Source organism: Flavobacterium cryoconiti (genome assembly GCF_048158645.1).
Lineage (GTDB): Bacteria > Bacteroidota > Bacteroidia > Flavobacteriales > Flavobacteriaceae > Flavobacterium > Flavobacterium cryoconiti.
In genome coordinates this window covers 83,683-107,822 of the sequence record NZ_JBLNKW010000004.1, presented here as the reverse complement: position 1 = coordinate 107,822, position 24,140 = coordinate 83,683, and the positions used below count along the sequence as shown (strand labels likewise).

The following is a 24,140-nucleotide window of genomic DNA, read 5'->3' as shown; positions in this document are numbered from 1 at the left end:
ATAATGAAATTACTGTCCTACGCTATTCTTTTCTTTATATTCACAATTTCTATAAATAGTTTTTCCCAAGAAACAGCAATATCAGAACTTTCACCTGTTTCAACGCTCGTAAAAGTGACTCCATACACACCATTGACTGTCGCACTAAAAATACAAACGAAAACATATTACCTTCCTTTATCGCATTGGATAAAAAAAAATACTTTAGGCTTTGACATTTCAGAAATTGCTTTTGTCAATTGGAGTGCCGGTGGTACAAGTTCAATATCAGGACTTTTTAAGGGCAATTTTTTAAGGGTTTATAATCGAGATAATTACAAATGGTCCAATGAGCTTATTGTTCGCTATGGCTTAAATAAGCAAGACGGAATTGAAGTCAGAAAAACAGATGATGCACTTCAATTCAATTCTACATTTGGTTATCGCCAAGATACTCTTTCTAACTGGTACCACTCAGCAAAATTTAATTTCAATAGCCAGTTTACTAATGGTTATTCATATCCTAACAAGGAAATTGCTATTTCAAAACCATTTGCACCTGCTTATATTTTCATGGGGATAGGAGCCGAAAATATAAACAAAGAGAAAAAAAGAACCTTTTATGTTTCCCCTTTTACATTTAAAACTACATTAGTTTTAGATCAAAGATTGGCAAATCAAGGGGCTTTTGGAGTTACAAAAGCTATCTATGACGCAAACGGTGTTTTAATTACTGAAGGTAAAAAATCTAAAACAGAACTTGGTTTTTTAATGACTAGCTCTTATAAGAAAGAAATTTTTAAAAACATCAATTTAGAAAACCGCTTGAGTTTGTACTCTGATTACATCAATAACTTTGGCAATGTCGATGTGGATTGCGATTTATTATTAGACTTAGTTGTAAATCAATATGTAAAAGCAAATATAGGAACGCGAATCGTTTATGATGACGATATAAAATCAAAAAAAGAAGTTGACGGCACTCAAGTTACCCAAGGCGCTAAAGCACAACTAAAACAACTGCTAGGAGTTGGAATTGTTTATGTTTTTTAACATTAAGCCTTCTTTCTTCCATTAATAGTTTCAAATAATTCAAGTGCATTCCCATCAGTCAAAAGAGACACATAATGACAAATATGAAGTAATCTTCCATAAAGATTTTCTTTTTCTAAATGGTGTTTCTCCGGCAACATTTTCATGATTAAAGCATCATAATTAGATGCTTCTCCGTTGAATTTATTATTGAAAGCAGTTATGAATTTATCCAATAGTGTTTGTATAATCTGATAGCCGACGATTTCTTTCTCGATGACTTCTCGGCTTTGATAAATGTTTTTGACACTAATTTTTATAATATCATCCATTTGTGCTTTGTACTTGCTTTTATCCATAATTGCAAAAGGGAATTTACCTTCCAGAATTAATGCTTCATTTTCGATAAAAACTTTAACTGCATCATTAATTAAACTTCCAATTGCCAAAGCGCGCAAATAACTAATTCGGTCTTCTTTGGTTTCTAAAGTCTTATATTTAGACGTGTCAATGCTGTCTTTTACCAATTTTATCAAATATTCCAAGGCAAAATCTTCGGAAACTAATCCTAAGTTGATACCGTCTTCAAAATCAATAATGGTGTAACAAATATCATCCGCAGCTTCGACTAAATAAGCCAAAGGATGTCTTTCGAAACCTACATTATCTCCTGATTTATTTGGAATCAAACCCATATCAGCAGCCACATCTTGAAAAAAGGCTTTATCCGTTTGAAAGAAACCGTATTTTTTATCGGCAATAGCTGCGGTTGGTTTTTTCGGCAAACTTTCCTTTGGATATTTCATGAAAGCACCAAGAGTAGCATAGGAAATTCTAAGTCCGCCTTCTATTCCTGGACGACCTGCTGTCAGTACCGAAAATCCATTGGCATTCCCTTCAAAATCAATTAAATCCTGCCATTCTTTTGCAGTAAGTTGGTCTTTGTATTGCTGTCCTTTTCCAATAGAAAAATATTCTCCAATCGCTTTTTCACCAGAATGTCCAAAAGGTGGATTTCCAATATCATGAGCCAATGATGCTGCGGCAACAATAGCGCCAAAATCATTCATATGATAGCCGTGAACTTCTTTTAAATGTGGATATTTTTCTATAATTTTTTTTCCAACCAATCGCCCTAAAGAACGCCCCACTACCGAGACTTCTAAACTGTGCGTTAATCTGGTGTGTACAAAATCAGTTTTCGACAATGGAATAACCTGTGTTTTATCCTGTAAACTTCTAAAAGCGGAAGAGAAAATTATACGGTCATAATCAACTTCAAAACCCAAACGGGTATCGTCCTGTTCTACACGTAATCTTTTGCCTTTGTCGCCTTGTCTTCTTAATGATAAAAGTTGTTCCCAGTTCATGGTTTATTTTTAGGATTTGGTTTCAAAGATACAGAAAAGACAAATCAAAAATGTAAATAATCAAATGGATAATGCGGTACTGTGCTTGATTTCTCCCATCACAAAAACACTTTGAGTATTACCAATATTCTCAATAGTTGATAATTTATTCATTACAAAATCTTGATAACTGGACATATCTTCCACCAAAATTTTCAGCATAAAATCATAATCCCCTGCTATATTGTAGCATTCTATAATTTCAGGAAGGGCAACAATATCTTTTACAAAATTACTCCCCACATTTTTAGCATGTTCCTTTAGCCGAACATTACAGAAAACTGTCATTCCAAGATTTAATTTTTTCTTATCTAGCAACGCAACATATTTCATAATATAGCCATCTCGTTCCAATCTCTTTATTCGTTCATAGACTGGCGTCACCGTCAGAAATAATTTACTTGCCAGCTCTTTAGTATTGATATTCGAGTTTTCTTGCAGGTGTTTTAAGATTTGCAAATCAATGTTGTCTATATTTTCCATAGTATTTTTTACTGTTAAAAATCATTTTCAAAGTTTCATTCAGAACTAAAACCTGACATACCTCCATATAATACTTTTATTCACTGAAACAATAGGCTAATTTAAGTTTAAATATCCAATACAATAACTTTGCATAGTAAAAAATACTGTATATAATGAAAACAAACAATCTAGGTTATCCAAGAATTGGTAGCAACAGAGAATTAAAAAAAGCCTGCGAATCGTATTGGGCAGGAAAAATTTCCGTAGAAGAACTTTTAACTGTAGGCGCAACTATCCGCAAGGAAAACTGGCAATTACAAGCAGAAGCCGGAATCGATTTAATCCCTTCCAATGACTTTTCGTTTTACGACCAAGTACTGGATTTATCACTTACATTAGGTGTTATTCCAAAACGTTATCAAGAACTAGCCAAAACAAACTCCACTATCGATTTGTATTTTGCCATGGCAAGAGGTTCGCAAAAAGACGGACAAGATGTGGTTGCCATGGAAATGACAAAATGGTTTGATACCAACTACCATTATATCGTACCGGAATTCGCAAAAGATCAAGAATTCAAATTATTCTCCGAAAAAATAATTGATGAGTTCAAAGAAGCCAATGCTTTAGGAATCGCTACAAAGCCAGTAATTATAGGACCTGTAACGTATTTGCTTCTTGGAAAAGAAAAGGAAGAAGGTTTTCATAGAATAGACCTTATCGATAAATTACTTCCGGTATATTTTGAAATTCTTCAAAAACTGGAAAATGAAAATGTAGAATGGATTCAATTTGACGAACCATTTTTGGCTTTGAATCTAACTGATAAAGAAAGAAATACTATCACTTATGTGTATACCGAAATAAACAAGCGTTTTCCTAAAATCAAATTGATTCTGGCTAATTATTTTGATTGCTTTGGCGAAAATCTTGACACTGTTCTTGCTTTACCTGTTCATACTTTGCATTTGGATTTGGTGCGTTGTCATTCTCAATTGGATGACATTCTGGAATCAGGACAATTATCAAGCAATGTAACTCTTTCACTTGGGGTTGTAGATGGAAGAAATATTTGGAAAAACGACTTCAAAAAATCGTTAGCTCTTATCAAAAAAGCAACGGACGCACTTGGCGAAAATAGAATCTTAATTGCACCATCTTGCTCTCTTATTCACTCCCCGTGTGATTTGGAACTAGAAACCAACAACTCAACACTAACTCCCGAAATCAAACAATGGCTGGCTTTCGCCAAACAAAAAACAGAAGAAATAGTACTGCTTAAATATTTTGCTTCGAATGAAATAGACATCAGTAATTCTATCCGTTTTGAAGAAAATACAATTGCCAATGAAAACCGAAAAACATCAAAATTAATCCACAATGATGCGGTAAAAAATCGCGTTGCCAGCATTACAACTGGTGATGATCAAAGACAAAATCCATTTCCCGTTCGAAGAAAAAAACAAATAGACGTATTGAATCTTCCATTATTTCCTACTACAACTATTGGTTCTTTCCCACAAACTACTGAAGTGCGTAGCTGGAGAGCGAAGTTCAAAAAAGGCGAATTAAACCAACAACAATATGATGATTTGCTTCAAAAAGAAACCGAAGAAACGATTCGTTTTCAAGAAGAAACGGGCATTGATGTATTAGTTCATGGAGAATTTGAACGCAATGATATGGTGGAATATTTTGGTGAACAACTCGACGGATTTACGTTTACCAAAAACGGTTGGGTACAAAGTTACGGCAGCCGTTGTGTGAAACCTCCCGTTATTTATGGCGATGTATCACGTCCAAATCCAATGACTGTGAAATGGTCGGCTTTTGCTCAATCGCTTACGCCAAAATGGGTAAAAGGAATGCTAACCGGTCCCGTAACTATTTTGCAATGGTCCTTTGTCCGTAACGATCAGCCGCGCTCGGAAACCTGTACCCAAATTGCATTGGCGATTAGAGATGAAGTAGTCGATTTAGAAAATGCAGGAATTAAGATTATCCAAATTGACGAACCAGCCATTCGAGAAGGATTACCTTTACGAAAAGAAGAATGGGCAACGTATTTGGACTGGGCCGTAAAAGCCTTTAGAATTTCGGCAAGTGGCGTAAAAGATGACACCCAGATTCACACGCACATGTGTTACAGCGAATTCAACGATATTATACAAAATATTGCTGATATGGATGCCGATGTAATTACCATAGAATGTTCGCGCTCGCAAATGGAATTACTGGATGCTTTTGCCGATTTTAATTATCCAAACGAAATAGGACCTGGGGTATATGATATTCACTCACCTCGTGTACCTTCAAGTACCGAAATGGTGAAATTATTAGAAAAAGCTTCGGCAGTTATTCCTGTCGACCAACTTTGGGTAAATCCGGATTGTGGTTTAAAAACCCGTCATTGGGATGAAACTAAAAAGGCTTTAATCGAAATGGTAGCCGCTGCTCAAGAAATGAGAATAGCTGTAGAAAATATAGCAACTGTATAATTCAAAAAAACCTAGTAGATTTAAAAAATTTACTAGGTTTTCTTTTTTAAGGGAAACTATTATCAAACTACAATTTCATCAAATGGATCAAGCAATTTCTTTTTTGCAATAAACTCATGCTTTTTCACCACATACGTAACGGATAAAGTATCATGCCATCCTCTTGTATCTACTAAAAAAGAAAAAGGCTCCAAAGGAATTAATCTGGATAATGTTCTTATTATAACGCTTTTCATATTTGGTTTTGAACCATCGTGCTTTACAACTAGTGTTTTAGTAAAATATTTAGCGAAGGTTCTTGAGAAATACATTTCAGTCAGTCCATAGTAAAAAAACAGGATAATAAGTCCAAAAAAGAAGCTTTCGATTGGGCTCAATGATTTAACCCAATTCGAGGCTGCATAACTATTTGTTAAGTCTCCAATTATAATTATGGTGGTGCCAATGGTGATTTCAATAAGATAAACGATCAATACATCGATAATGAAATTCAGGAGACGTTGGCTTTTAGAAGCTAATAAATCATCTGTAACAGTAAATTTTTTACTTTCCATGATAGTTCGTATAAAAAATGATTACTCATAATGATAACTATCTCAAATATAGTGAATTATTCGCAAATTTTAGAGGTAATTTCCTGATATTTTAGCCCCAATTGAAGCGAACTGACGAAGTAAATAGCTCCAAAAAAAAGCAGTTATCATTACAATAACTGCTTTAGATTCTCCTTCGCCAAAATGACAAAGATTTATTTATTACTGATTCTCGATCAAAAATCAAAAATCGTTAATCATCATTCTGAAATCTTTAAGACCCACACATTTCACATTCGTCTGGACCGGCATTTTTTGCCAATTCAATCATTGCTTTGTATTCTTCAGTAGTCATTTCTACTTGTTCTGCTACTACAGGAACAGCGATTGGTTGCTCTTTAATTTCAATTGGCTCCGCTTTTTTATCGTTGTTCAATGTAAATTTAATCGCATCTACCGCAGCTTTCGTTCTTAAATAATACATTCCCGTTTTCAATCCGGATTGCCAAGCGTAGAAATGCATCGATGTCAATTTAGAATAATTGGCGTTTTGCATGAATAAGTTCAACGATTGTGATTGATCCACAAAATAACCACGTTGACGAGACATATCGATAATGTCTTTCATGGACATTTCCCAAACTGTTTTATATAATTCTTTCAAGTCTTGCGGAATGTTCAGGTCTTGAACAGAACCGTTATTTCGCATTAATTCTTGTTTTAATGTTTCGTTCCACAAACCACGCTCCACTAAATCGTGTAACAAGTGTTTGTTTACCACAATAAATTCTCCTGAAAGTACTCTTCTGGTGTAAATATTAGAAGTATATGGCTCGAATGCTTCGTTGTTACCCAAGATTTGAGAAGTCGAAGCAGTTGGCATTGGCGCCACTAACAAGGAGTTTCTCACTCCGTGTTGCATCACTTCTTTTCGCAATGAAGCCCAGTCCCAACGACCAGATAATTCCTCATCTTTCATTCCCCACAAATTGTACTGGAACTCTCCTTGTGACATTGGCGAACCTTCGAAAGTAGAATAAGGTCCTTCTTCTTTCGCCATTTCCATTGAAGCAGTAACCGCTGCAAAATATAAAGTTTCGAAAATTTCTTGGTTCAGTTTTTTAGCTTCATCACTTGTAAATGGCAAACGCAACATAATGAAAGCATCGGCTAATCCTTGCACTCCAAGACCAACTGGTCTGTGACGCATATTAGAATTTTCGGCTTCTTTTACCGGATAATAATTTCTGTCAATAACTTTATTCAAGTTTCTGGTCACGCGTTTTGTAACGGTGTACAACAAGTCATGATTGAATTTTTTATTTTCCACAAACATTGGCAACGAAAGAGAAGCCAGGTTACAAACCGCAATTTCATCTTTCGAAGTGTATTCCATAATCTCGGTACACAAATTCGAAGAACGAATCGTACCTAGATTTTTTTGGTTTGATTTTCTATTGGCTGCATCTTTATACAACATGTATGGCGTTCCAGTTTCGATTTGTGATTCTAGAATTTTTTCCCACAATTCATGTGCTTTGATGGTTTTTCTACCTTTTCCACGTTTCTCGTAATCAATGTACATCGCTTCAAATTCTTCACCATACACATCATACAATCCTGGACATTCATTAGGACACATCAACGTCCAATAACTGTCTTCTTGTACACGTTTCATAAACAAATCCGAAGTCCACATTGCGAAGAATAAATCTCTTGCACGCATTTCTTCTTTTCCGGTATTCTTTTTCAAGTCTAAGAATTCAAAGATATCCGCATGCCAAGTTTCGATATAAATAGCAAAACTACCTTTACGTTTCCCACCACCTTGATCCACATAACGTGCTGTATCATTGAAAACACGTAACATAGGAACAATTCCGTTTGACGTTCCGTTTGTCCCACGTATGTAAGAACCTGTAGCTCTTACATTATGAATAGAAAGTCCAACACCACCTGCTGATTGGGAGATTTTAGCCGTTTGTTTCAACGTGTCATAAATCCCGTCAATACTATCGTCTTGCATGGCCAAAAGGAAACAAGAAGACATTTGAGGTTTTGGCGTTCCGGCGTTGAACAATGTTGGCGTTGCATGCGTAAAGAACTTTTTCGACATTAAGTCGTACGTTTCTATTACAGAAGTTAAATCGTCTAAGTGAATCCCAACAGAAACACGCATCAACATGTGTTGCGGACGCTCTACGATTTTACCGTTTATTTTCAGCAAATACGATCTTTCCAAGGTTTTGAAACCAAAATAATCGTAGTTGAAATCTCTGTTATATATAATATGTGAGTCTAAAAACTCAGCATTATCCATAATCACTTTATGTACTTCCTCAGAAAGTAACGGAGCATATTGACCGTTTCTTGGGTTTACATAATTGAACATATCACTCATCGTTTCCGAGAATGATTTTTTTGTATTCGAATGTAAATTTGAGATTGCAATACGAGCGGCTAATTGGGCATAATCAGGATGCGCAATAGTCATTGATGCAGCAGTTTCGGCAGCAAGATTATCCAATTCAGATGTTGAAACACCATCATAAAGTCCTTCAATTACTCGCATTGCCACTTTCACGGCATCAACCAAATCATTCAAACCATAACATAGTTTTTTAATTCTATCTGTGATTTTGTCGAACATTACTGGCTCTTTATGGCCATCTCTTTTAACTACATACATACGCTTAATTGTTTTAAAAAACAGAAAATCCCTTTCCCGTTTTTGAGTATTTGTTTCATTTTTTTGGGAAGCTAATCCCGCTGTCATTCCAATCTTTCTAGTCCTGAAAAAAGTTCAGGACTAGAAAGGATATTCCCTTCCATCGGGGCTAAAAACGCCCGATGATGCGATAACTACTTTCTAAAAATCAGCGTCAAAACTAATTTTCTGAGCATCTTCATCCGTATTCATTACTCCTGATTTTTGATATTCGGCAACTTTCTTTTCAAAGAAGTTTGTTTTCCCTTGAAGCGAAATCATATCCATAAAATCAAAAGGATTTGAAGTGTTGTATTCTCTGTCGCAACCTAATTCTACTAATAATCTATCAGCAACAAATTCTAAATATTGTGTCATTAACACCGCATTCATTCCTATTAAACTCACAGGAAGCGATTCGGTGATAAATTCTCTTTCAATATTCAAAGCATCGACGATAATTTCTCTAATTCTTTGTTTTGAAACTTTATTAACCAAATGGTGGTTGTGTAAATGCACTGCAAAATCACAATGAACCCCTTCATCACGAGAAATCAATTCGTTAGAAAACGTCAATCCTGGCATTAATCCACGTTTTTTCAACCAATAAATAGAACAAAATGCTCCCGAAAAGAAAATTCCTTCCACAGCTGCAAAAGCAATTAGTCGCTCAGCAAATGAATCTGATTCAATCCATTTCAAAGCCCAGTCCGCTTTTTTCTTAATCGCCGGAAAAACTTCTAAAGCATTGAATAACTCATCTTTCTCTGCTTCATCTTTCACATAGGTATCAATCAACAACGAATACGTTTCACTATGAATGTTTTCCATCATGATTTGAAAACCATAAAAGAATTTTGCTTCAGCATATTGTACTTCGTTCACAAAATTTTCAGCAAGATTTTCATTTACAATTCCGTCAGAGGCAGCAAAAAAAGCAAGAATATGTTTTACAAAATAACGTTCCTCATCAGAAAGTTTATTATTCCAGTCGTTTAAATCTTGTGACAAATCGATTTCTTCAGCAGTCCAGAAACTGGCTTCCATACTTTTATAAAATTCCCAAATATCATGGTGTTTGATAGGAAAAATTACGAAACGATTTTTATTTTCTTGTAAAATTGGTTCAACTTGCGCCATTATAATTGTTTATTTTTTTGAGGTTTTAACGAAATTTTATGCTTTCTGTGGATTACAAAGATTGTGAAATATTGCGGTTAATAAAAGTCAAACTTATTCACAATCGACTCTAGTTTTTAACAAATAGAAAAAAATAGGACATTTTTTAGACAAACTATAAAAAACTGTATATCAGTAATTTAAAATTTAAAAAAGAGCGTAAAGCACCGTAAAATATAGGATTTTAAAAACAGGAAACAAGAAAAATTTAATTTTTTTTGGATTTATTTTTTCATGTCCAGAGCCACTTTTTCAAGCTCTGCATACCAGTCTTCTCCAAACTTTCTAACCAATGCTTCTTTAACAAATTTGTAAACAGGAACTTCAAGTTCCTGACCTAAAGAACAGGCTGCATCACAAATATCCCACTTGTCATAATTGACCGCGGCAAACTCCGTAAAATCTTTCACACGAATAGGATATAAATGACAAGAAACTGGTTTTTTCCAGTCAATTATTCCTTGATTATACGCTTGTTCGATACCGCAAAGTGCTGTTTTTCCGTCAAAAATAACGTAAGCACAATCCTTATCGTCAATCAGTGGTGTTTCAAGATCACCATCTGTTCCTTTTACCCAAGTTCCTTGCGCTTCAATAACAGCAATTCCTTGTTTACGAAGAAACGGTTTTACTTTAGGATAAATTTCTTCTAATATCTTAGTTTCCTCAACGCTCAATGGAGCTCCAGCATCTCCATCAACGCAACAAGCCCCTTTACAAGCTGATAAATTGCAAACAAAATCTTTTTCGAGAATGTCTTCTGAGACGATGGTTTTTCCTAATTGAAACATTATTTTGGGGTACTGAGATTATAAAGTGCAAAGGTAGTTAAAGTAATTTGTACTTTTTTAGATAAAAACTAACTTTAACGTTCAAACCAACCCAACTATCCCATTGACAGCAACAAACTAAAATTGAATACAATAGAAAAAAACTCCCAAAATGATAGTTATTTAAATAATCTTTAAAAAATGCCTAAATAAATCGGAATACTGTGCTATTTTATCCAATAATGAGACGAAAAGTTTAACTTTGTAAATAAAAAGCTATGATAGGATTTGACATCAGAGAAATTGTTACCGTAAGTATGGTGCTTTTTGCAGTAATTGATATCATTGGTACTATTCCAATTATCATCGATTTAAGAGCAAAATTTGGGCATATTGAATCCGAAAAAGCATCTTTGGCTTCAGGAGCAATTATGATTGTTTTTCTTTTTATAGGGGAAGAATTTTTAAATCTGATTGGGATTGATGTCCACTCCTTTGCTGTAGCAGGATCCTTTGTCTTGTTTTTTCTGGCGCTGGAAATGATTTTAGGCATTCGACTGTATCGAGACGAAGCCGCCAGTTCCGCCTCAATTGTCCCTATCGCTTTCCCTCTTGTTGCCGGCGCAGGAACCATGACTACTTTATTATCACTAAAAGCAGAATTTCAAACCATTAATATTATCGTTGCTATCATTTTAAACATCATTCTGGTTTATATTGTCTTGAAATCATCTGCTAAAATCGAAAGAATGCTGGGAGAAAATGGCCTTGGAGTAATAAGAAAGACATTTGGAGTTGTACTTCTTGCCATTGCTGTTAAATTATTCGCTGCTAATGTTAAAGGTTTGTTTGTCTAAAATAAATTTTCATAAATTTACCCCATAACGCAATAATATAAAATAATTTGATTTTATTTGGGACTTGAATTTCTAAAAAAATAGTTCTAACCGTCATTTTTTATATTAAAAACAAAAAAATATCATGAAAATCTTTACTAACATACTGGTGTTTTTAGCAATAGCTTTAATCATATTTAATGTTACTTTGCTTGATTTCAGAAATCCATTTAAAGGAGACAGCGTTGTCGCTTTTATTGGGATTGCAGCCTCTTTTTGTGCTGTTTTGATTCTTCTTATCTTTAGAATGTCAAAAAAAATAGAAGAAAAATCAAACGATAAGTTCTAACATGCTTGATGTTCTAATTATTGGCGGTGGCGTTTCCGGAATGTCATGTGCACTTGTATTGGGTTCTGCAAAAAATAAACCCTTTGCCATTGATAAAAAAATTGGTATTTTCACCCATCAAAAAGCATCAGCACTTCAAGACGCATTGTTTAATAATGCCTACGGAATAATTCCAGGCAAATCAGGCTCCGAATTATTAACGGAAAGCATTCAACATCTTTCAGAGACTTATCCACACATTACACAAATTCCGAATGAAAAAGTGCTGAAAATTGAAGGCATTTTTCCTGAATTCACCGTAACTACAAACAAAAGCACTTACAAAACTAAAATAATCGTCATAGGCATTGGGTCTGCAAACACTTTTGCAATAGATGGATTAATGCATTATGTAGAACCACACCAAAAAGCACTTCCTGAAAAACAAAGAATCCAACTCAAAAATAGTGACCACAAAGTTACTGACGGGATTTATGTAATAGGAACTTTAGCGGGCTGGAGAAGCCAACTGGCCATTGCTGCCGGAAGCGGCGCTGCCGTTGCCACTGATATTCTTACTTTATGGAATGGTGGCGTACAAACGCATTGTCATGATAGTATTAGGTAATAAGTTTGGGATTCTATTTGTTTTCTAATTTAAAACCGCTTTAATCATCGCATCTTCTTTCAATACAATTTCATAATAATACTTTTCACCATACAATTGTCTGCCGAATTCTGCAGCTATATAACGTTTTACTAACGACTTGCTTTTCCCAAATTTCAGATCCAATCCGTTTTCGAAAATATACTTTTGGAAAGAATCAAAATACCTATCCGTTTCATTCATTTTAGTTAGGAATTGCTGAAAAGTCAATCCATTGAATGCGTTTCTATTTTTGTCTAATTGCTCGAATACAAAATGCCCAACAACCCCAGATTGCAACAAATAAGCCGTGCTTTCATTTCCATGTTCTACTTCAAGTGGCACAAAAACATCAGGAACAATTCCGCCGCCACCGTAAACAATTTTGCCTTTTTTGGTTTTAAATTTTAAGGCATTCGAAACTTTTATACTGTCTTTTTCATACAATTCCCCATTTACAAAACGAGTGTCTGATTCTTTAAAATACGCCTCATTCCCTTTTGAATATGGTTTTTGAATCGAACGACCTGTTGGCGTGTAATATCTGGCAATAGTTAATCGTACAGCTGAACCATCATCAAAATCCATTTCACGTTGTACCAATCCTTTTCCAAAAGAACGTCGACCTACGATTGTTCCTCTGTCATTATCTTGTATTGCTCCCGCCAGAATTTCACTTGCAGACGCGCTATTTTCATTAATTAAAACAAACACATTTCCGCTTTCGAAACTTCCTTTTTCCGTTGCAAAAGTTTTATCTATATTCCCTTTTTTATTTTTGGTAAAAACAATTAATTGGTTGTCTTTTAGCAATTCATCGGCAATTGCAATGGCTTCTTCCATATAACCGCCACCATTATCCCGAAGATCGATAATTAATGATTTGACACCTTGTTTTTTTAATGCATCCAAACCTCTTTTAAACTCGCCGTAAGTGGTTTCGGCAAAACGATTTATTTTTATATAACCGGTATCATTTTTCAAAAGCATGGAAACATCGACACTTTTTAAAGGAATAACATCTCGTTTTACTTTTAATTTAATCTTTTTACGTTCTGATTTTCTATAAACGGTAAGTTCAATTTCAGAACCCACAGTACCTTTTAGTTTAGAAAACAAACTATCATTCGGCAATTTACGCCCAAATAATTTAGTTTTATCAGCATACAAAATTCGGTCGCCCGCTTTAATTCCAGCTTTTGCCGAAGGGCCATTTTCAACTGGTTTTATTATCGCCACCGAATCATTGTACATATAGAAATTGACACCTATACCCACAAAATCTCCTTTCATGCTTTCAACAACTTCAGCCTGCTCACTTGGTGGAATATATACAGAATGCGGATCCAATTTTGCCAAAATATTATCAACGGTCAGATTTACAATAGAATCTGTATTAACATTATCAACATACTCGTTATCAATAAAATCAATCAGTTTATTGAGTTTATTTTTGGAACTGTTTTTAGCAAAAAATGGGCTTTGATTTGGAGCATTCAATAACCCGCCCAGAACAACTCCCAGACCAAGAGCCACACTAATAATTATAGGCAGGTATTTATTGTCGATTTTCATTTTATTCTTCTAATACTGGAATATGCTCTACTTCTACTCCCGCTTTTATCAAAAACTGAATTCCCGAATCATCGCGGTATCCATTGTGATACACCACTCTTTTTATACCCGATTGATGGATTAATTTACTGCATTCTTTACAAGGCGAAAGCGTAATATATAATGTAGCACCTTCACAAGACTGTGTTGATCGCGCCACTTTGAGAATAGCATTCGCCTCAGCGTGCAACACATCCCAACGCGTTAACCCTTCTTCATCTTCACAACAATTTTCAAATCCAGTTGGCGTTCCATTGTAACCATCAGAAATAATCATTCGGTCTCTTACAATGATAGCACCTACTTGTTTTCTTTTACAATAAGACAAAAGTCCCCATTCAGTGGCAATTCTAAGATACGCTTTATCGTATTTATTCAATTTTTTTGATTCCATTATTTTTTATCTAATCCAGATTTCATTTTCAATAATCATTGGCAAAACTACCCCTATTATAAATGCTGACATCACCAAAGTCCAATCGCGTTTAGAGAATCTAAAAACCGTTTGAACAATATAGGACAATACCAAAACAACAAAAACTACAATAATTTGAGCTGCTTCTATCCCCAATGCAAATTCACCCAAAGGCAATAATTTAGAGGTTGCACTTCCTCCCAGAATTGATTTAAAATAGTTTGAAAAACCCAAACCATGAATAATCCCAAAGAAAAGTGTTATAAAAAACACCAAATTTATACTTTCTTTTTTACTGGATTTACCAGCCGTAAAAAGATTAAATAATGCCGTAATTAATATCGTTATCGGTATTAACAATTCAACAACATTCACTTTTATGGCAATTATTCCAAAAACGGAAAGAACTAAAGCCAATGTATGTCCAATTGTAAACAGCGTTATTAAAAGTACTATTCGCTGCCAATCCTTGAAAGAGAAAGGAACGGCTAATGCTATTAAAAACAAAACATGGTCATACGCATGAATATCCAAAACGTGTTTTAATCCTATTTGAAAGTAAATCCAAAAATCTGACATAGGTTATTTATTAAATTGATATGGGGTTGTAAACTTACGATTAATTTTGAAAATGATTGATTTCAAAATATAAATCATTCCTTAAAAAAGGATTTAAAACACTTTGATTAACAAATCATAATTTTAAATAAAATTAAAATCAATAATTTAAAAATAGATTTATCTTTGTAAGATAAAAAATTAATAATTATGTCATTTTCAGATTTATTTGATAGCGAATTCAAACAAAGAAATAAAGGTCATTTTTCAGCCATAGTTCGTGTAGCACTTGCCGATGAAAAGTTTGTTCCAGAAGAAAAATTATTTTTAGACAAACTGGCCATTAGACTAGAAATTTCTCCAGAAGAATATACCGAAATTTTAGAAAACCCATTAAAATATCCTATTAATGCTCCTTATTTACATGAGCAAAGATTAGAACGTTTGTATGATTTAGCCAGAATGGTTCATGTCGATCATCATTTAGGAGATAAACAAGAATTATTGTTAGGAAAAATTGGAGTAGCATTAGGCTTTAATGCCGATAATGTGAATTACATTATATCTAAAGCATTATCATTGGTAGATAAAAAAGTAGATTTAGATACTTTCCTTTTCGAAATGCAAAATATGCATAAATAATAAAACCATAAAAAAGCTCCCAAATCGGGAGCTTTTTTTATAGTCGTTTTTTAGTACTTGCTCAGTTTTGCTTTGTGCATGAAATCTTCGGCCTTCTCTACCATATTATAACTTCCGCAGAAAAAAGGAACGCGTTGGTGTAATTCAGTAGGCACAATTTCCATTATACTTCCAAAACCATCAGAGGCTTTACCGCCCGCTTGCTCCACAATAAACGCCATTGGATTACATTCATATAACAGACGTAATTTTCCTTTTGGAGCTTTAGAACTTGTTGGATAAATATAAATTCCACCTTTAATCATATTTCTATGAATGTCCGAAACCAAACTTCCTATATAGCGTGAAGTATAAGGTCTGTCTTCCTCTTCGAGTTGGCAATATTTAATATAGTCTTTTACTCCTTGCGGAAAATGAACATAGTTTCCTTCATTGATAGAATAAATATTCCCATCCTTAGAAAACTGCATGTTGGGATGCGATAAATAAAAGGTTCCAATTGCCGGATTTAATGTAAATCCATTTACGCCATGTCCTGTAGTATAAACCAGCATTGTTGAAGTACCATAAATTACATACCCAGCCGCAACCTGATTGATTCCGGGCTGTAAAAAATCTTCAATTGTTACCGGAGTACCTATTGGAGTAACGCGTCTGTACACAGAGAATATTGTTCCTACTGAAACATTAACATCAATATTCGAAGATCCATCTAGCGGATCCATCAAAACCACATATTTATTGTTGTGGCTTTTGTCACTTCCTTCCACTGTAATAAAGTCATCATTTTCTTCCGAAGCGATTCCGCATACAATTTCACGGTTGATTAATGTTTGAATAAAAATGTCATTAGCATATACATCGAGTTTTTGTTGGTCTTCCCCTTGTATATTTTGTTCTCCTGCGGCACCAATTATGTCTACTAGTCCAGCTTTGTTTACTTTGTAGTTGACTACTTTTGCTGCCAACCGAATTGAGTTGATAATCCGGGATAATTCGCCTGACGAATATTGAAAAGCATTTTGGTTTTCGATGATAAATTCACCTAGTGTTCTGTTGCGTTCTTCCATTACGAAATCGTTGTAGTTAGTTTGAAGTCACAAATATCGCTCTTTTTGTGAAAATGATTTGAATAATATTTACTTAGTTTACCACTATTGTATATTTGCTTATAAAATAGTTGAATAATGAATGAAAAATGCTTTATTTTGAGCAATTCAATCATTTAAAATAAGAATATATGAATATTAGAAAAGGAAATCCAGAAGACATGGAAGCGGTTTTAGGACTAATTCAGGAATTGGCAGACTTTGAAAAAGAGCCTGATGCAGTTCTTATCACGGTTGATGATTTAGTTCGTGATGGTTTTGGTACAACTCCTTTATTTCATGTTTTTGTTGCCGAAGTAGAATCAGAAATTGTGGGTATCGCTTTGTATTATTATCGCTATTCTACTTGGAAAGGGAAAATAATTCATCTGGAAGATTTAGTGGTAAAAGATAAAATGCGCGGAACAGGATTAGGCTATGCATTGTATTCTGAAATTATTAAACAAGGCAAAAGAGATAATGTTCGAAGAATTGACTGGCATGTTTTGGACTGGAACACTCCAGCAATCGATTTTTATGAAAAATCAGGTGCAAAAGTGCTCAGAGATTGGTACGTGGCACAAATGGATGAAGCAGGAATCAACAATTTTGTAGATAATAGATTGAAATAAAATTACAAATTTTTTTGTTTAAAAAGTATGAGAGTATTCAAATTTGGTGGTGCTTCTGTAAAAGATGCCGAAGGAATAAAAAACGTATATGACGTTTTGCAAAAAGTAGGTTATGAGGATGTATTATTGGTCGTTTCTGCAATGGGAAAAACCACTAACGCACTTGAAACCGTTATAAAAAATTATTTTGACAAATCGGCTGAATTAAATTCATCTGTTCAAGAAGTAAAGAAATACCACAATCAAATTCTGATGGATTTGTTTGAAGAAGAAAAGCACGAAGTTTTTACTGCGGTAAATAATCAATTTTCTGACTTAGAATATTTTTTAGCGCATAATAAATCGCCAAATTATAATTTCGTTTACGATCAAATCGTAAGTTATGGTGAATTGATATCTACCACTATCCTGAGCCATTTCATGAGCTTTATGGGAATAAAAACACAATGGTTAGATGTGCGGAATTTTATAAAAACCGATGCTACCTATAGAGATGCAGAAGTAGATTGGGAATTGACACAGAAGAATATTGCCAAAAACGTAAAAAGAAAAATATTAAATATTACTCAAGGTTTCTTGGGTTCAGACGAAAATAACTTTACCACTACTTTAGGTCGTGAAGGTTCTGATTATACTGCCGCAATTTTTGCTTATTGTCTAAATGCCGAAAGTGTAACCATCTGGAAAGATGTTCCTGGAGTTATGAATGCTGACCCGAGGTATTTTGAAAATGCAAGTTTACTAAACCAAATTTCGTACCGTGAAGCGATTGAATTGGCTTTTTATGGTGCTACGGTTATTCACCCGAAAACCTTACAGCCTTTGCAAAAAAAGGAAATTCCTTTGTTCGTAAAATCGTTTATTAATCCTTTGCTACCAGGAACTCGTGTTGCCAAAGGTGCCGATTTAGAACCTTATTTACCTTGTTTTATTGTCAAAAGAAACCAACTCCTGATTTCGCTTTCGTCAATAGATTTCTCTTTTATCATGGAAGAAAACATCAGCGAAATTTTTGCTTTGTTTCACCAATTTAAAATAAAAGTGAATTTGATTCAAAATTCAGCGATTAGTTTCTCTGTTTGCGTTGAGGACAAATTTGAAAATTTCAAGGATTTGAACGCCATTCTTTCAAAAAAATTCAAAGTAGAATTTGATGAAAATGTTACTTTATACACCATCCGACATTTCAATGATAAAGCAGCAGCAACTGTTGAAGAAAACAAAACCGTTTTATTGAAACAAGTGAGCCGTGAGACCATGCAGATGGTAACGAAAGAAAGTTAGAAAATCTTTTCATCGTAAAGTCTCGACTTGTACTTATTGTTTTACAGAATACACTACTTTTGATGCATAGACGTTATACTATCTATGTTGAAAAAAGTAGTGTTTTTGTTTCTAATAATCTGTTTTTCCGGACTACAAGCCCAGGAAACTAACTCATTATACAAAACCAAAAAAATCCCCGCTACTCAAGATACTATTCATATAGAAAATGAAAGTATCAATTCTAGTTTCTTCAAAGTGCTTGACGCCAATGAAAAACCTATTGACACCGTTTTTTATAAAATAAATTTTCAAAAATCGACCTTGATTTTTAATAAAAATTTCACTCAACAATCTGATTCTATAACGATTCACTATCTCAAACTTCCTGAGATTCTAACCAAAGAATATCGTATTTATGATTCAAGCCGAATAGTAAGCAACGAAGCCGCTTCGGGAAATTTATATAAAATTGAAACAGATCCAGTCAAAAAAAACATCCCTTTTGATGGGTTAAACACTTCCGGAAGTATCACCCGTGGCGTTACTATCGGTAACAATCAAAACACCGTTTTAAATTCAAATCTAGATTTACAAATCACAGGAAAACTATCCGAGAAAGTGAGTCTCAGGGCTTCATTACAAGACAGCAATATTCCATTGCAAGATGGAGGTTATTCTCAAAAGTTAGATCAGTTTGACAATATTTTCATGGAACTTTTTAGTGATAAATGGAATATTAGAGCCGGTGATGTCTTTCTTGAAAACAAAAAAACACAGTTCCTTAATTTCAATAAAAAAGTACAGGGACTAGCCACTAATTTCGATTTTGTAACAGAAGACAGTAAAACCAATGTTTTTGCATCAGTAGCTTTAGTGAAAGGACAATATGCCAAAAGTAATTTTGTTGGTCAGGAAGGTAATCAGGGACCTTATAAATTAAAAGGTCAAAATGGCGAATTGTATGTTCTAGTGATTTCAGGTTCGGAGCGGGTTTATGTGAATGGAGTTTTATTGAAACGAGGTGAAAATAATGATTACACCATTGATTATAATGCTGGTGAAATCGTTTTTACATCGCTTTTCACTATTACTTCCGAAATGCGAATCGCTATAGAATACCAATATTCAGATCGAAATTACTCTCGATTTGTCACCTATGCCGGAGCTTCGCACGAAAATGAGAAATGGAGTTTTGGAGGGTATTTATATTCCGAAAGTGATTTGAAAAACCAACCTTTACAACAAAATCTTTCTCAAGAGCAAGCCCAGATTTTAGTGAATGCCGGTGACAATCCGGATTTGATGACAGCACCTTCCGCCTATGCAGATTCCTATTCGGATAATAAAGTGTTGTATCGAAAAACAACATTTAATTCGACAGCAATTTTCGAATATTCGAACAATCCAGATGACGAACTTTTCAATGTTCGGTTCAGTTTAGTGGGAACAAATAAAGGAAATTACATCTTGAAAAATTCATCGGCTAATGGTCGAATTTATGAATTTGTTCAACCAATGAATACTATTCCGCAAGGAAATTATGAGCCGATTATACAACTAGTTTCTCCAACAAAAATTCAAGTGGCAACATTTTTAGGAAAATATAAACCCACCGAAAAAACAGCTTTTGATTATGAAATAGGATTTAGCAACAATGATAAAAATCTTTTCTCCTCAACAGATGATGCCGATAACCGTGGCTTGGCTGCCAAAATAAATGCCAAACAACGCTTGTTTTCAAAGAAATGGAGTGTTGATGCTTTTGCCAGTTATCAATTTATTCAGAAGAATTTTAAATCTGTGGAACGCCTTTACAGTATTGAATTTGATCGCGATTGGAATTTAAGCACAACCGCAATTGGAAATCAAAGTTTGTTGGTTTCTGGCCTACATTTCGAATTAAATCCAAAAGAAAATCCCCAGAACAAAGGATTGTTAAACTATCAATTTGAAAAACTGGATTTCTCGGAAAGCTTTTCGGGAAGCAGACATAATATTGACGGAGTATTTCAACTGAAAAATTGGACGATTCAAAATCATGGCAGTTTCTTAAAAAGCGATGGAATTGAATCTTCTTCTAAATTTTATAGAAACCAAACTCAAGCTCGATTTCATTTTAATAAAAACTGGATTGGGACGCATCTTAGATTAGAAGATAATCAGGAGAAGTTTAAAACTACCAATCAATTTTCGGCTTTAAGCCAAAGATTCACTGAATATGGCTTTTTTACCGGACGAGGAGACAGCACCAAAATTTATGTAGAATTAGGCTATTTTAAAAGAACGAATGATAGTCTACAAAATGGATTCATACAACGTGTAAATGCATCCCAAACGTATTTTTTAAAATCGAAATTAATTCAAACAAAGAAAAGTGATTTAACCGCTTATGTGAATTATAGAGTGCTTGATTTTGCTGATGCAACAAAGAAAAAAGAATCCTCCCTCAATTCCAGAATAGTGTATTCAGATCGTTTTTTCAATCAATTAATTCAAAGCACGACCGTTTATGAAACTAATTCTGGAAGTATTCCGCAACAGGAATTTACCTATCTTGAAGTTCCGGCTGGCCAAGGCGTTTACACCTGGAATGACTACAATAGTAATGGAATTCAGGAATTACAGGAATTTGAAATCGCTCCATTTATTGATCAGGCAAAATACATTCGGATATTCTTACCGAACCGAATTTACATAAAAACACATCAAAATAAGTTCTCCCAATCCGTAACTATAAATCCGAATCAATGGCAAAATGAACTTGGATTAAAAAAATTACTGTCCTATTTTTATAATCAAACCTCTTTTATAATTGATCGAAAAATAAAAAGTGAAGGCGACAATTTCGAATTAAATCCTTTTAGTGCCTCCAAAGAAAATATACTGGGATTGAATTCCAGTTTCAGGAATAGTTTGTTTTATAATCGAGGAAAACAAAAACATTCCGTAACCTATACTTATCTGCAAAATCAAATCAAAAATTTATTATCAATAGGAACTCAAGAAGCAAAAAACAGTTCCCATCAACTACAATATACCAACTTATACCAGAAAAGTTGGTTATTCAATTTTTTTGCAAAAACAATCCAAACCGCTATTGAATCTGAAAATTTTACAGAAAAAAACTATAGCATTAGCGGCTATCAATTGGCTCCAAAAATCAGCTATTTATTCTCCAAAAACACCAGTTGGGATTTATTTTATGAATTGCAAAACAAAGAAAATCAGATTGGGGTTTTAGAGAAATTAGTACAAAATCGTTTTGGAACTTCATTTTCTTATTCGAGTGATAAAAAATTCACCATGAATGGGGAGATTTCTTTTTATCAGAATAAATTCACTGGAAATGAATTCTCCTCGGTTGGTTTCCAGATGCTAGAAGGGCTACAAACGGGGCAAAATATGACTTGGAGATTATTGTTGCAAAAAAACCTGACGCAATTTTTAGATATAAATTTAAATTACCAAGGAAGGAAAAGTGAGTCCAGCCAAACCATCCACACAGGAAATATACAATTGAGAGCTTATTTTTAAGCTTTTACCTCAATTATTCAGAATAAAATTATTAAATTTATTCTGAATTTTCATTTAACAATCCAAACTTTAAAACAACAACATCATGAAAAAATTAGTGTTATTCTGTTTAGTATTTATTCTATCTGGAAACTTTTATGCGCAAGAAACTGCTGCTGAAAAGAAAATTACAAAAGCAAAAGCAAAAACCGAGAAAGGTGTAAAAGCAAAAAAGGAAGCCCAAGAAAAAATGGCGAAAGCTAAAGCAACTAAAACTGAAACAGATGCTAAAGACAAAGCAGTTAAAGTAAAAAGCGATGCGAAATCTAAAGCAGCTAAAACTGAAACAGAAGCTAAAGAAAAAGCCACTAAAGTAAAAAGTGATGCTAAATCCAAAGCAGCCAAAACTGAAACAGAAGCTAAAGAAAAAGCCACTAAAGTAAAAAGCGAAGCGAAAGCTACTAAAACAGAAAAAGACATTAAAAACAAAGTCACAGAGACCGATAAAAAAATAGAAAAGGCTAAGAAAGAAACCTCTTCTGCAAAAATAGCAACCAAAAAGGCCGCTTCGAAAGTTAAAGAAACCAATGAAAAAGCACCTAAAGTAGCAGATAAAATTACCGGAGAATACAACGGTAAAAAAGTATATACCGGTCCTAGAGGCGGGAAATATTATATCAACTCTAACGGAAACAAAACCTATATTCAAGAGTAATATTTTCTAATTTAATATAACAACAAGGAGGCTGTTCAAAAACGAACAGCCTCTTCCTATTTAACAAATAGTAAAGTATATTTACCAGAATAAATTAATAGTTTGGTAATACGCTCGAAATATATAAAACCACTTCATTGAGTAACTTTCAAATTTAAATAACGAACCTATATCGCCAAATGGATTTGAATACGAACAAGACTATTTTGATTGCTCCATTAAATTGGGGTCTGGGACATGCTACGCGCTGCATCCCTATTATTAAGGCTTTACAAGACAATAATTACATCCCAATAATAGCATCCGATGGTATTGCGCTTGAATTATTGCGAAAAGAATTCCCGTATTTAAAAACACTTGAATTGCCCTCATACGAAATAGAATATTCTAAAAACGGTAAAAATTTCAAATGGAAATTATTGCAAAATTGTCCTAAAATGATTGAAGCCATTTGGGCCGAAAAGAAATTAGTAAAGAAATGGATTAAGAAATATTCCATTGATGGCGTACTATCGGATAATAGACTTGGCGTATTTAGTAAAAAAGTGCCTTCGGTATTTATGACGCATCAATTGAATGTGATGACCGGAAATACCACTTGGATTACCAGTATGCTCCACCAACACATTATAAAAAAATATGCTGAATGTTGGATCCCGGATTTGGAAGGAACCCCAAATTTGACAGGCAAATTAGGACATATAAAAAAGGCTGATTTTGTGACAAGATACATCGGACCATTAAGTCGATTGCACAAACGTGAGACTTCAAAAAAATATGATTTGATGGTTATTTTATCTGGACCAGAACCACAACGTGGTATGCTGGAAGAAAAATTAAAGACTGAAGTATTGAAATATAATGGGAATGTGGTTTTTATAAAAGGGATAATTGAAAAAGACCAAATAAAGGAACAAATTGACCATGTCACCTATTATAATTTTATGAATACGAGACAACTTGAACAAACTTTTAACGAGAGTGGCACCGTATTATGCAGGTCAGGATATACAACAATTATGGATTTGGCAAAATTAGATAAAAAAGCTTTTTTTATTCCTACTCCCGGTCAATACGAACAAGAATATCTGGCAAAAAAACTAAAAAAAGAAGGATTAGTGCCATATGCGGAGCAAAACGATTTTAAAATAGAAAACCTTGACGAAATTAAGTCATACAAAGGATTGCCACAATTAGACACTCCATTAGACTGGAAAACACTGTTTCAGGTTTTTGAATAGAATCAATAATTTCAATTTATTTTATAATCAAAAAAACACCCTAATTATTACATACTTTCAAAGTATTATAATTA

Annotated in this window: 21 protein-coding genes; 11 read left to right on the top strand and 10 right to left on the bottom strand. The window is 34.0% G+C overall.

Translation table 11 applies throughout. From position 1 onward, the window contains the following. Positions 1-3: 3 nt before the first annotated feature. Positions 4-1,032, top strand: coding sequence for a DUF3078 domain-containing protein (locus ACM55H_RS07455; RefSeq protein WP_416835922.1), 1,029 nt, complete (start codon positions 4-6; stop codon positions 1,030-1,032). 2 nt (positions 1,033-1,034) lie between these two features. Here the strand turns inward: ACM55H_RS07455 and dgt are convergent, their stop codons facing one another. Together dgt and ACM55H_RS07445 are read right to left on the bottom strand one after the other, a co-directional pair. Further along, positions 1,035-2,381: a dGTP triphosphohydrolase gene (gene dgt, locus ACM55H_RS07450; RefSeq protein ID WP_416835921.1), complete on the bottom strand. Its 1,347-nt coding sequence runs from the start codon at positions 2,379-2,381 to the stop codon at positions 1,035-1,037. A 60-nt stretch (positions 2,382-2,441) separates the two neighbouring features. Further along, a complete protein-coding gene (locus ACM55H_RS07445; RefSeq protein WP_416835920.1) occupies positions 2,442-2,903 on the bottom strand; it encodes an Lrp/AsnC family transcriptional regulator in 462 nt (153 codons plus the stop codon). 155 nt (positions 2,904-3,058) lie between these two features. Here ACM55H_RS07445 and metE point away from each other — a divergent pair, with 155 nt between their 5' ends. Then, positions 3,059-5,383 carry a 5-methyltetrahydropteroyltriglutamate--homocysteine S-methyltransferase gene (metE, locus tag ACM55H_RS07440; protein ID WP_416835919.1) on the top strand — a complete coding sequence of 775 codons (2,325 nt, stop codon included), beginning with the start codon at positions 3,059-3,061 and terminating at the stop codon, positions 5,381-5,383. 62 nt (positions 5,384-5,445) lie between these two features. Here metE and ACM55H_RS07435 read toward each other — a convergent pair whose 3' ends face one another. From ACM55H_RS07435 to ACM55H_RS07420, 4 genes are all read right to left on the bottom strand, one after another. Continuing rightward, positions 5,446-5,937, bottom strand: coding sequence for an RDD family protein (locus ACM55H_RS07435; RefSeq protein WP_416835918.1), 492 nt, complete (start codon positions 5,935-5,937; stop codon positions 5,446-5,448). Between the two features lie 253 nt (positions 5,938-6,190). Continuing rightward, complete coding sequence (locus ACM55H_RS07430; RefSeq protein WP_416835917.1) at positions 6,191-8,605, bottom strand: ribonucleoside-diphosphate reductase subunit alpha; 2,415 nt, start codon at positions 8,603-8,605, stop codon at positions 6,191-6,193. A 180-nt stretch (positions 8,606-8,785) separates the two neighbouring features. Further along, positions 8,786-9,763, bottom strand: a complete 978-nt coding sequence (locus tag ACM55H_RS07425; protein WP_416835916.1) for a ribonucleotide-diphosphate reductase subunit beta — start codon at positions 9,761-9,763, stop codon at positions 8,786-8,788. A 263-nt stretch (positions 9,764-10,026) separates the two neighbouring features. After that, complete coding sequence (locus ACM55H_RS07420; RefSeq protein WP_416835915.1) at positions 10,027-10,593, bottom strand: DUF3109 family protein; 567 nt, start codon at positions 10,591-10,593, stop codon at positions 10,027-10,029. Between the two features lie 257 nt (positions 10,594-10,850). Here ACM55H_RS07420 and ACM55H_RS07415 point away from each other — a divergent pair, with 257 nt between their 5' ends. The 3 genes from ACM55H_RS07415 to ACM55H_RS07405 all read left to right on the top strand — a co-directional run bounded on the left by ACM55H_RS07415 (position 10,851) and on the right by ACM55H_RS07405 (position 12,364). Next, positions 10,851-11,429 carry a MarC family protein gene (locus tag ACM55H_RS07415; RefSeq protein ID WP_039108660.1) on the top strand — a complete coding sequence of 193 codons (579 nt, stop codon included), beginning with the start codon at positions 10,851-10,853 and terminating at the stop codon, positions 11,427-11,429. Between the two features lie 124 nt (positions 11,430-11,553). Beyond that, positions 11,554-11,757, top strand: a complete 204-nt coding sequence (locus tag ACM55H_RS07410; RefSeq protein ID WP_035669579.1) for a hypothetical protein — start codon at positions 11,554-11,556, stop codon at positions 11,755-11,757. Position 11,758: 1 nt separating this feature from the next. After that, the gene (locus tag ACM55H_RS07405) at positions 11,759-12,364 is read left to right on the top strand and encodes an FAD-dependent oxidoreductase (protein WP_416835914.1); all 606 of its coding nucleotides are present in this window, start codon (positions 11,759-11,761) and stop codon (positions 12,362-12,364) included. Between the two features lie 24 nt (positions 12,365-12,388). On the opposite strand, the gene ACM55H_RS07400 is transcribed toward ACM55H_RS07405, so the two are convergent. From ACM55H_RS07400 to ACM55H_RS07390, 3 genes are read right to left on the bottom strand one after another with little or no spacing between them, the layout of a single operon-like run. Then, positions 12,389-13,957, bottom strand: coding sequence for a S41 family peptidase (locus ACM55H_RS07400; protein ID WP_416835913.1), 1,569 nt, complete (start codon positions 13,955-13,957; stop codon positions 12,389-12,391). Position 13,958: 1 nt separating this feature from the next. Continuing rightward, positions 13,959-14,390 carry a deoxycytidylate deaminase gene (locus ACM55H_RS07395; protein WP_416835912.1) on the bottom strand — a complete coding sequence of 144 codons (432 nt, stop codon included), beginning with the start codon at positions 14,388-14,390 and terminating at the stop codon, positions 13,959-13,961. Positions 14,391-14,396: 6 nt separating this feature from the next. After that, positions 14,397-14,990 (bottom strand): HupE/UreJ family protein, encoded by a 594-nt coding sequence (locus tag ACM55H_RS07390; RefSeq protein ID WP_039108653.1) that lies wholly within the window; start codon positions 14,988-14,990, stop codon positions 14,397-14,399. 189 nt (positions 14,991-15,179) lie between these two features. On the opposite strand from ACM55H_RS07390, the gene ACM55H_RS07385 reads away from it, so the two are divergent. Then, on the top strand, positions 15,180-15,611 hold the full coding sequence (locus ACM55H_RS07385) for a tellurite resistance TerB family protein (RefSeq protein WP_039108652.1): 432 nt from the start codon (positions 15,180-15,182) through the stop codon (positions 15,609-15,611). A gap of 50 nt (positions 15,612-15,661) precedes the next feature. Here ACM55H_RS07385 and fbp read toward each other — a convergent pair whose 3' ends face one another. Continuing rightward, positions 15,662-16,681, bottom strand: coding sequence for a class 1 fructose-bisphosphatase (gene fbp, locus ACM55H_RS07380; protein ID WP_291247646.1), 1,020 nt, complete (start codon positions 16,679-16,681; stop codon positions 15,662-15,664). 170 nt (positions 16,682-16,851) lie between these two features. Here fbp and ACM55H_RS07375 point away from each other — a divergent pair, with 170 nt between their 5' ends. The 5 genes from ACM55H_RS07375 to ACM55H_RS07355 all read left to right on the top strand — a co-directional run bounded on the left by ACM55H_RS07375 (position 16,852) and on the right by ACM55H_RS07355 (position 24,066). Then, positions 16,852-17,331, top strand: a complete 480-nt coding sequence (locus ACM55H_RS07375) for a GNAT family N-acetyltransferase (protein WP_039108649.1) — start codon at positions 16,852-16,854, stop codon at positions 17,329-17,331. Between the two features lie 27 nt (positions 17,332-17,358). Next, positions 17,359-18,615: an aspartate kinase gene (locus tag ACM55H_RS07370; RefSeq protein WP_416835911.1), complete on the top strand. Its 1,257-nt coding sequence runs from the start codon at positions 17,359-17,361 to the stop codon at positions 18,613-18,615. An 84-nt stretch (positions 18,616-18,699) separates the two neighbouring features. After that, a complete protein-coding gene (locus tag ACM55H_RS07365; RefSeq protein ID WP_416835910.1) occupies positions 18,700-22,131 on the top strand; it encodes a hypothetical protein in 3,432 nt (1,143 codons plus the stop codon). A gap of 85 nt (positions 22,132-22,216) precedes the next feature. Continuing rightward, positions 22,217-22,825 (top strand): hypothetical protein, encoded by a 609-nt coding sequence (locus ACM55H_RS07360; protein ID WP_416835909.1) that lies wholly within the window; start codon positions 22,217-22,219, stop codon positions 22,823-22,825. Between the two features lie 179 nt (positions 22,826-23,004). Continuing rightward, a complete protein-coding gene (locus ACM55H_RS07355) occupies positions 23,005-24,066 on the top strand; it encodes a glycosyltransferase (protein WP_416835908.1) in 1,062 nt (353 codons plus the stop codon). Positions 24,067-24,140: the final 74 nt, after the last annotated feature.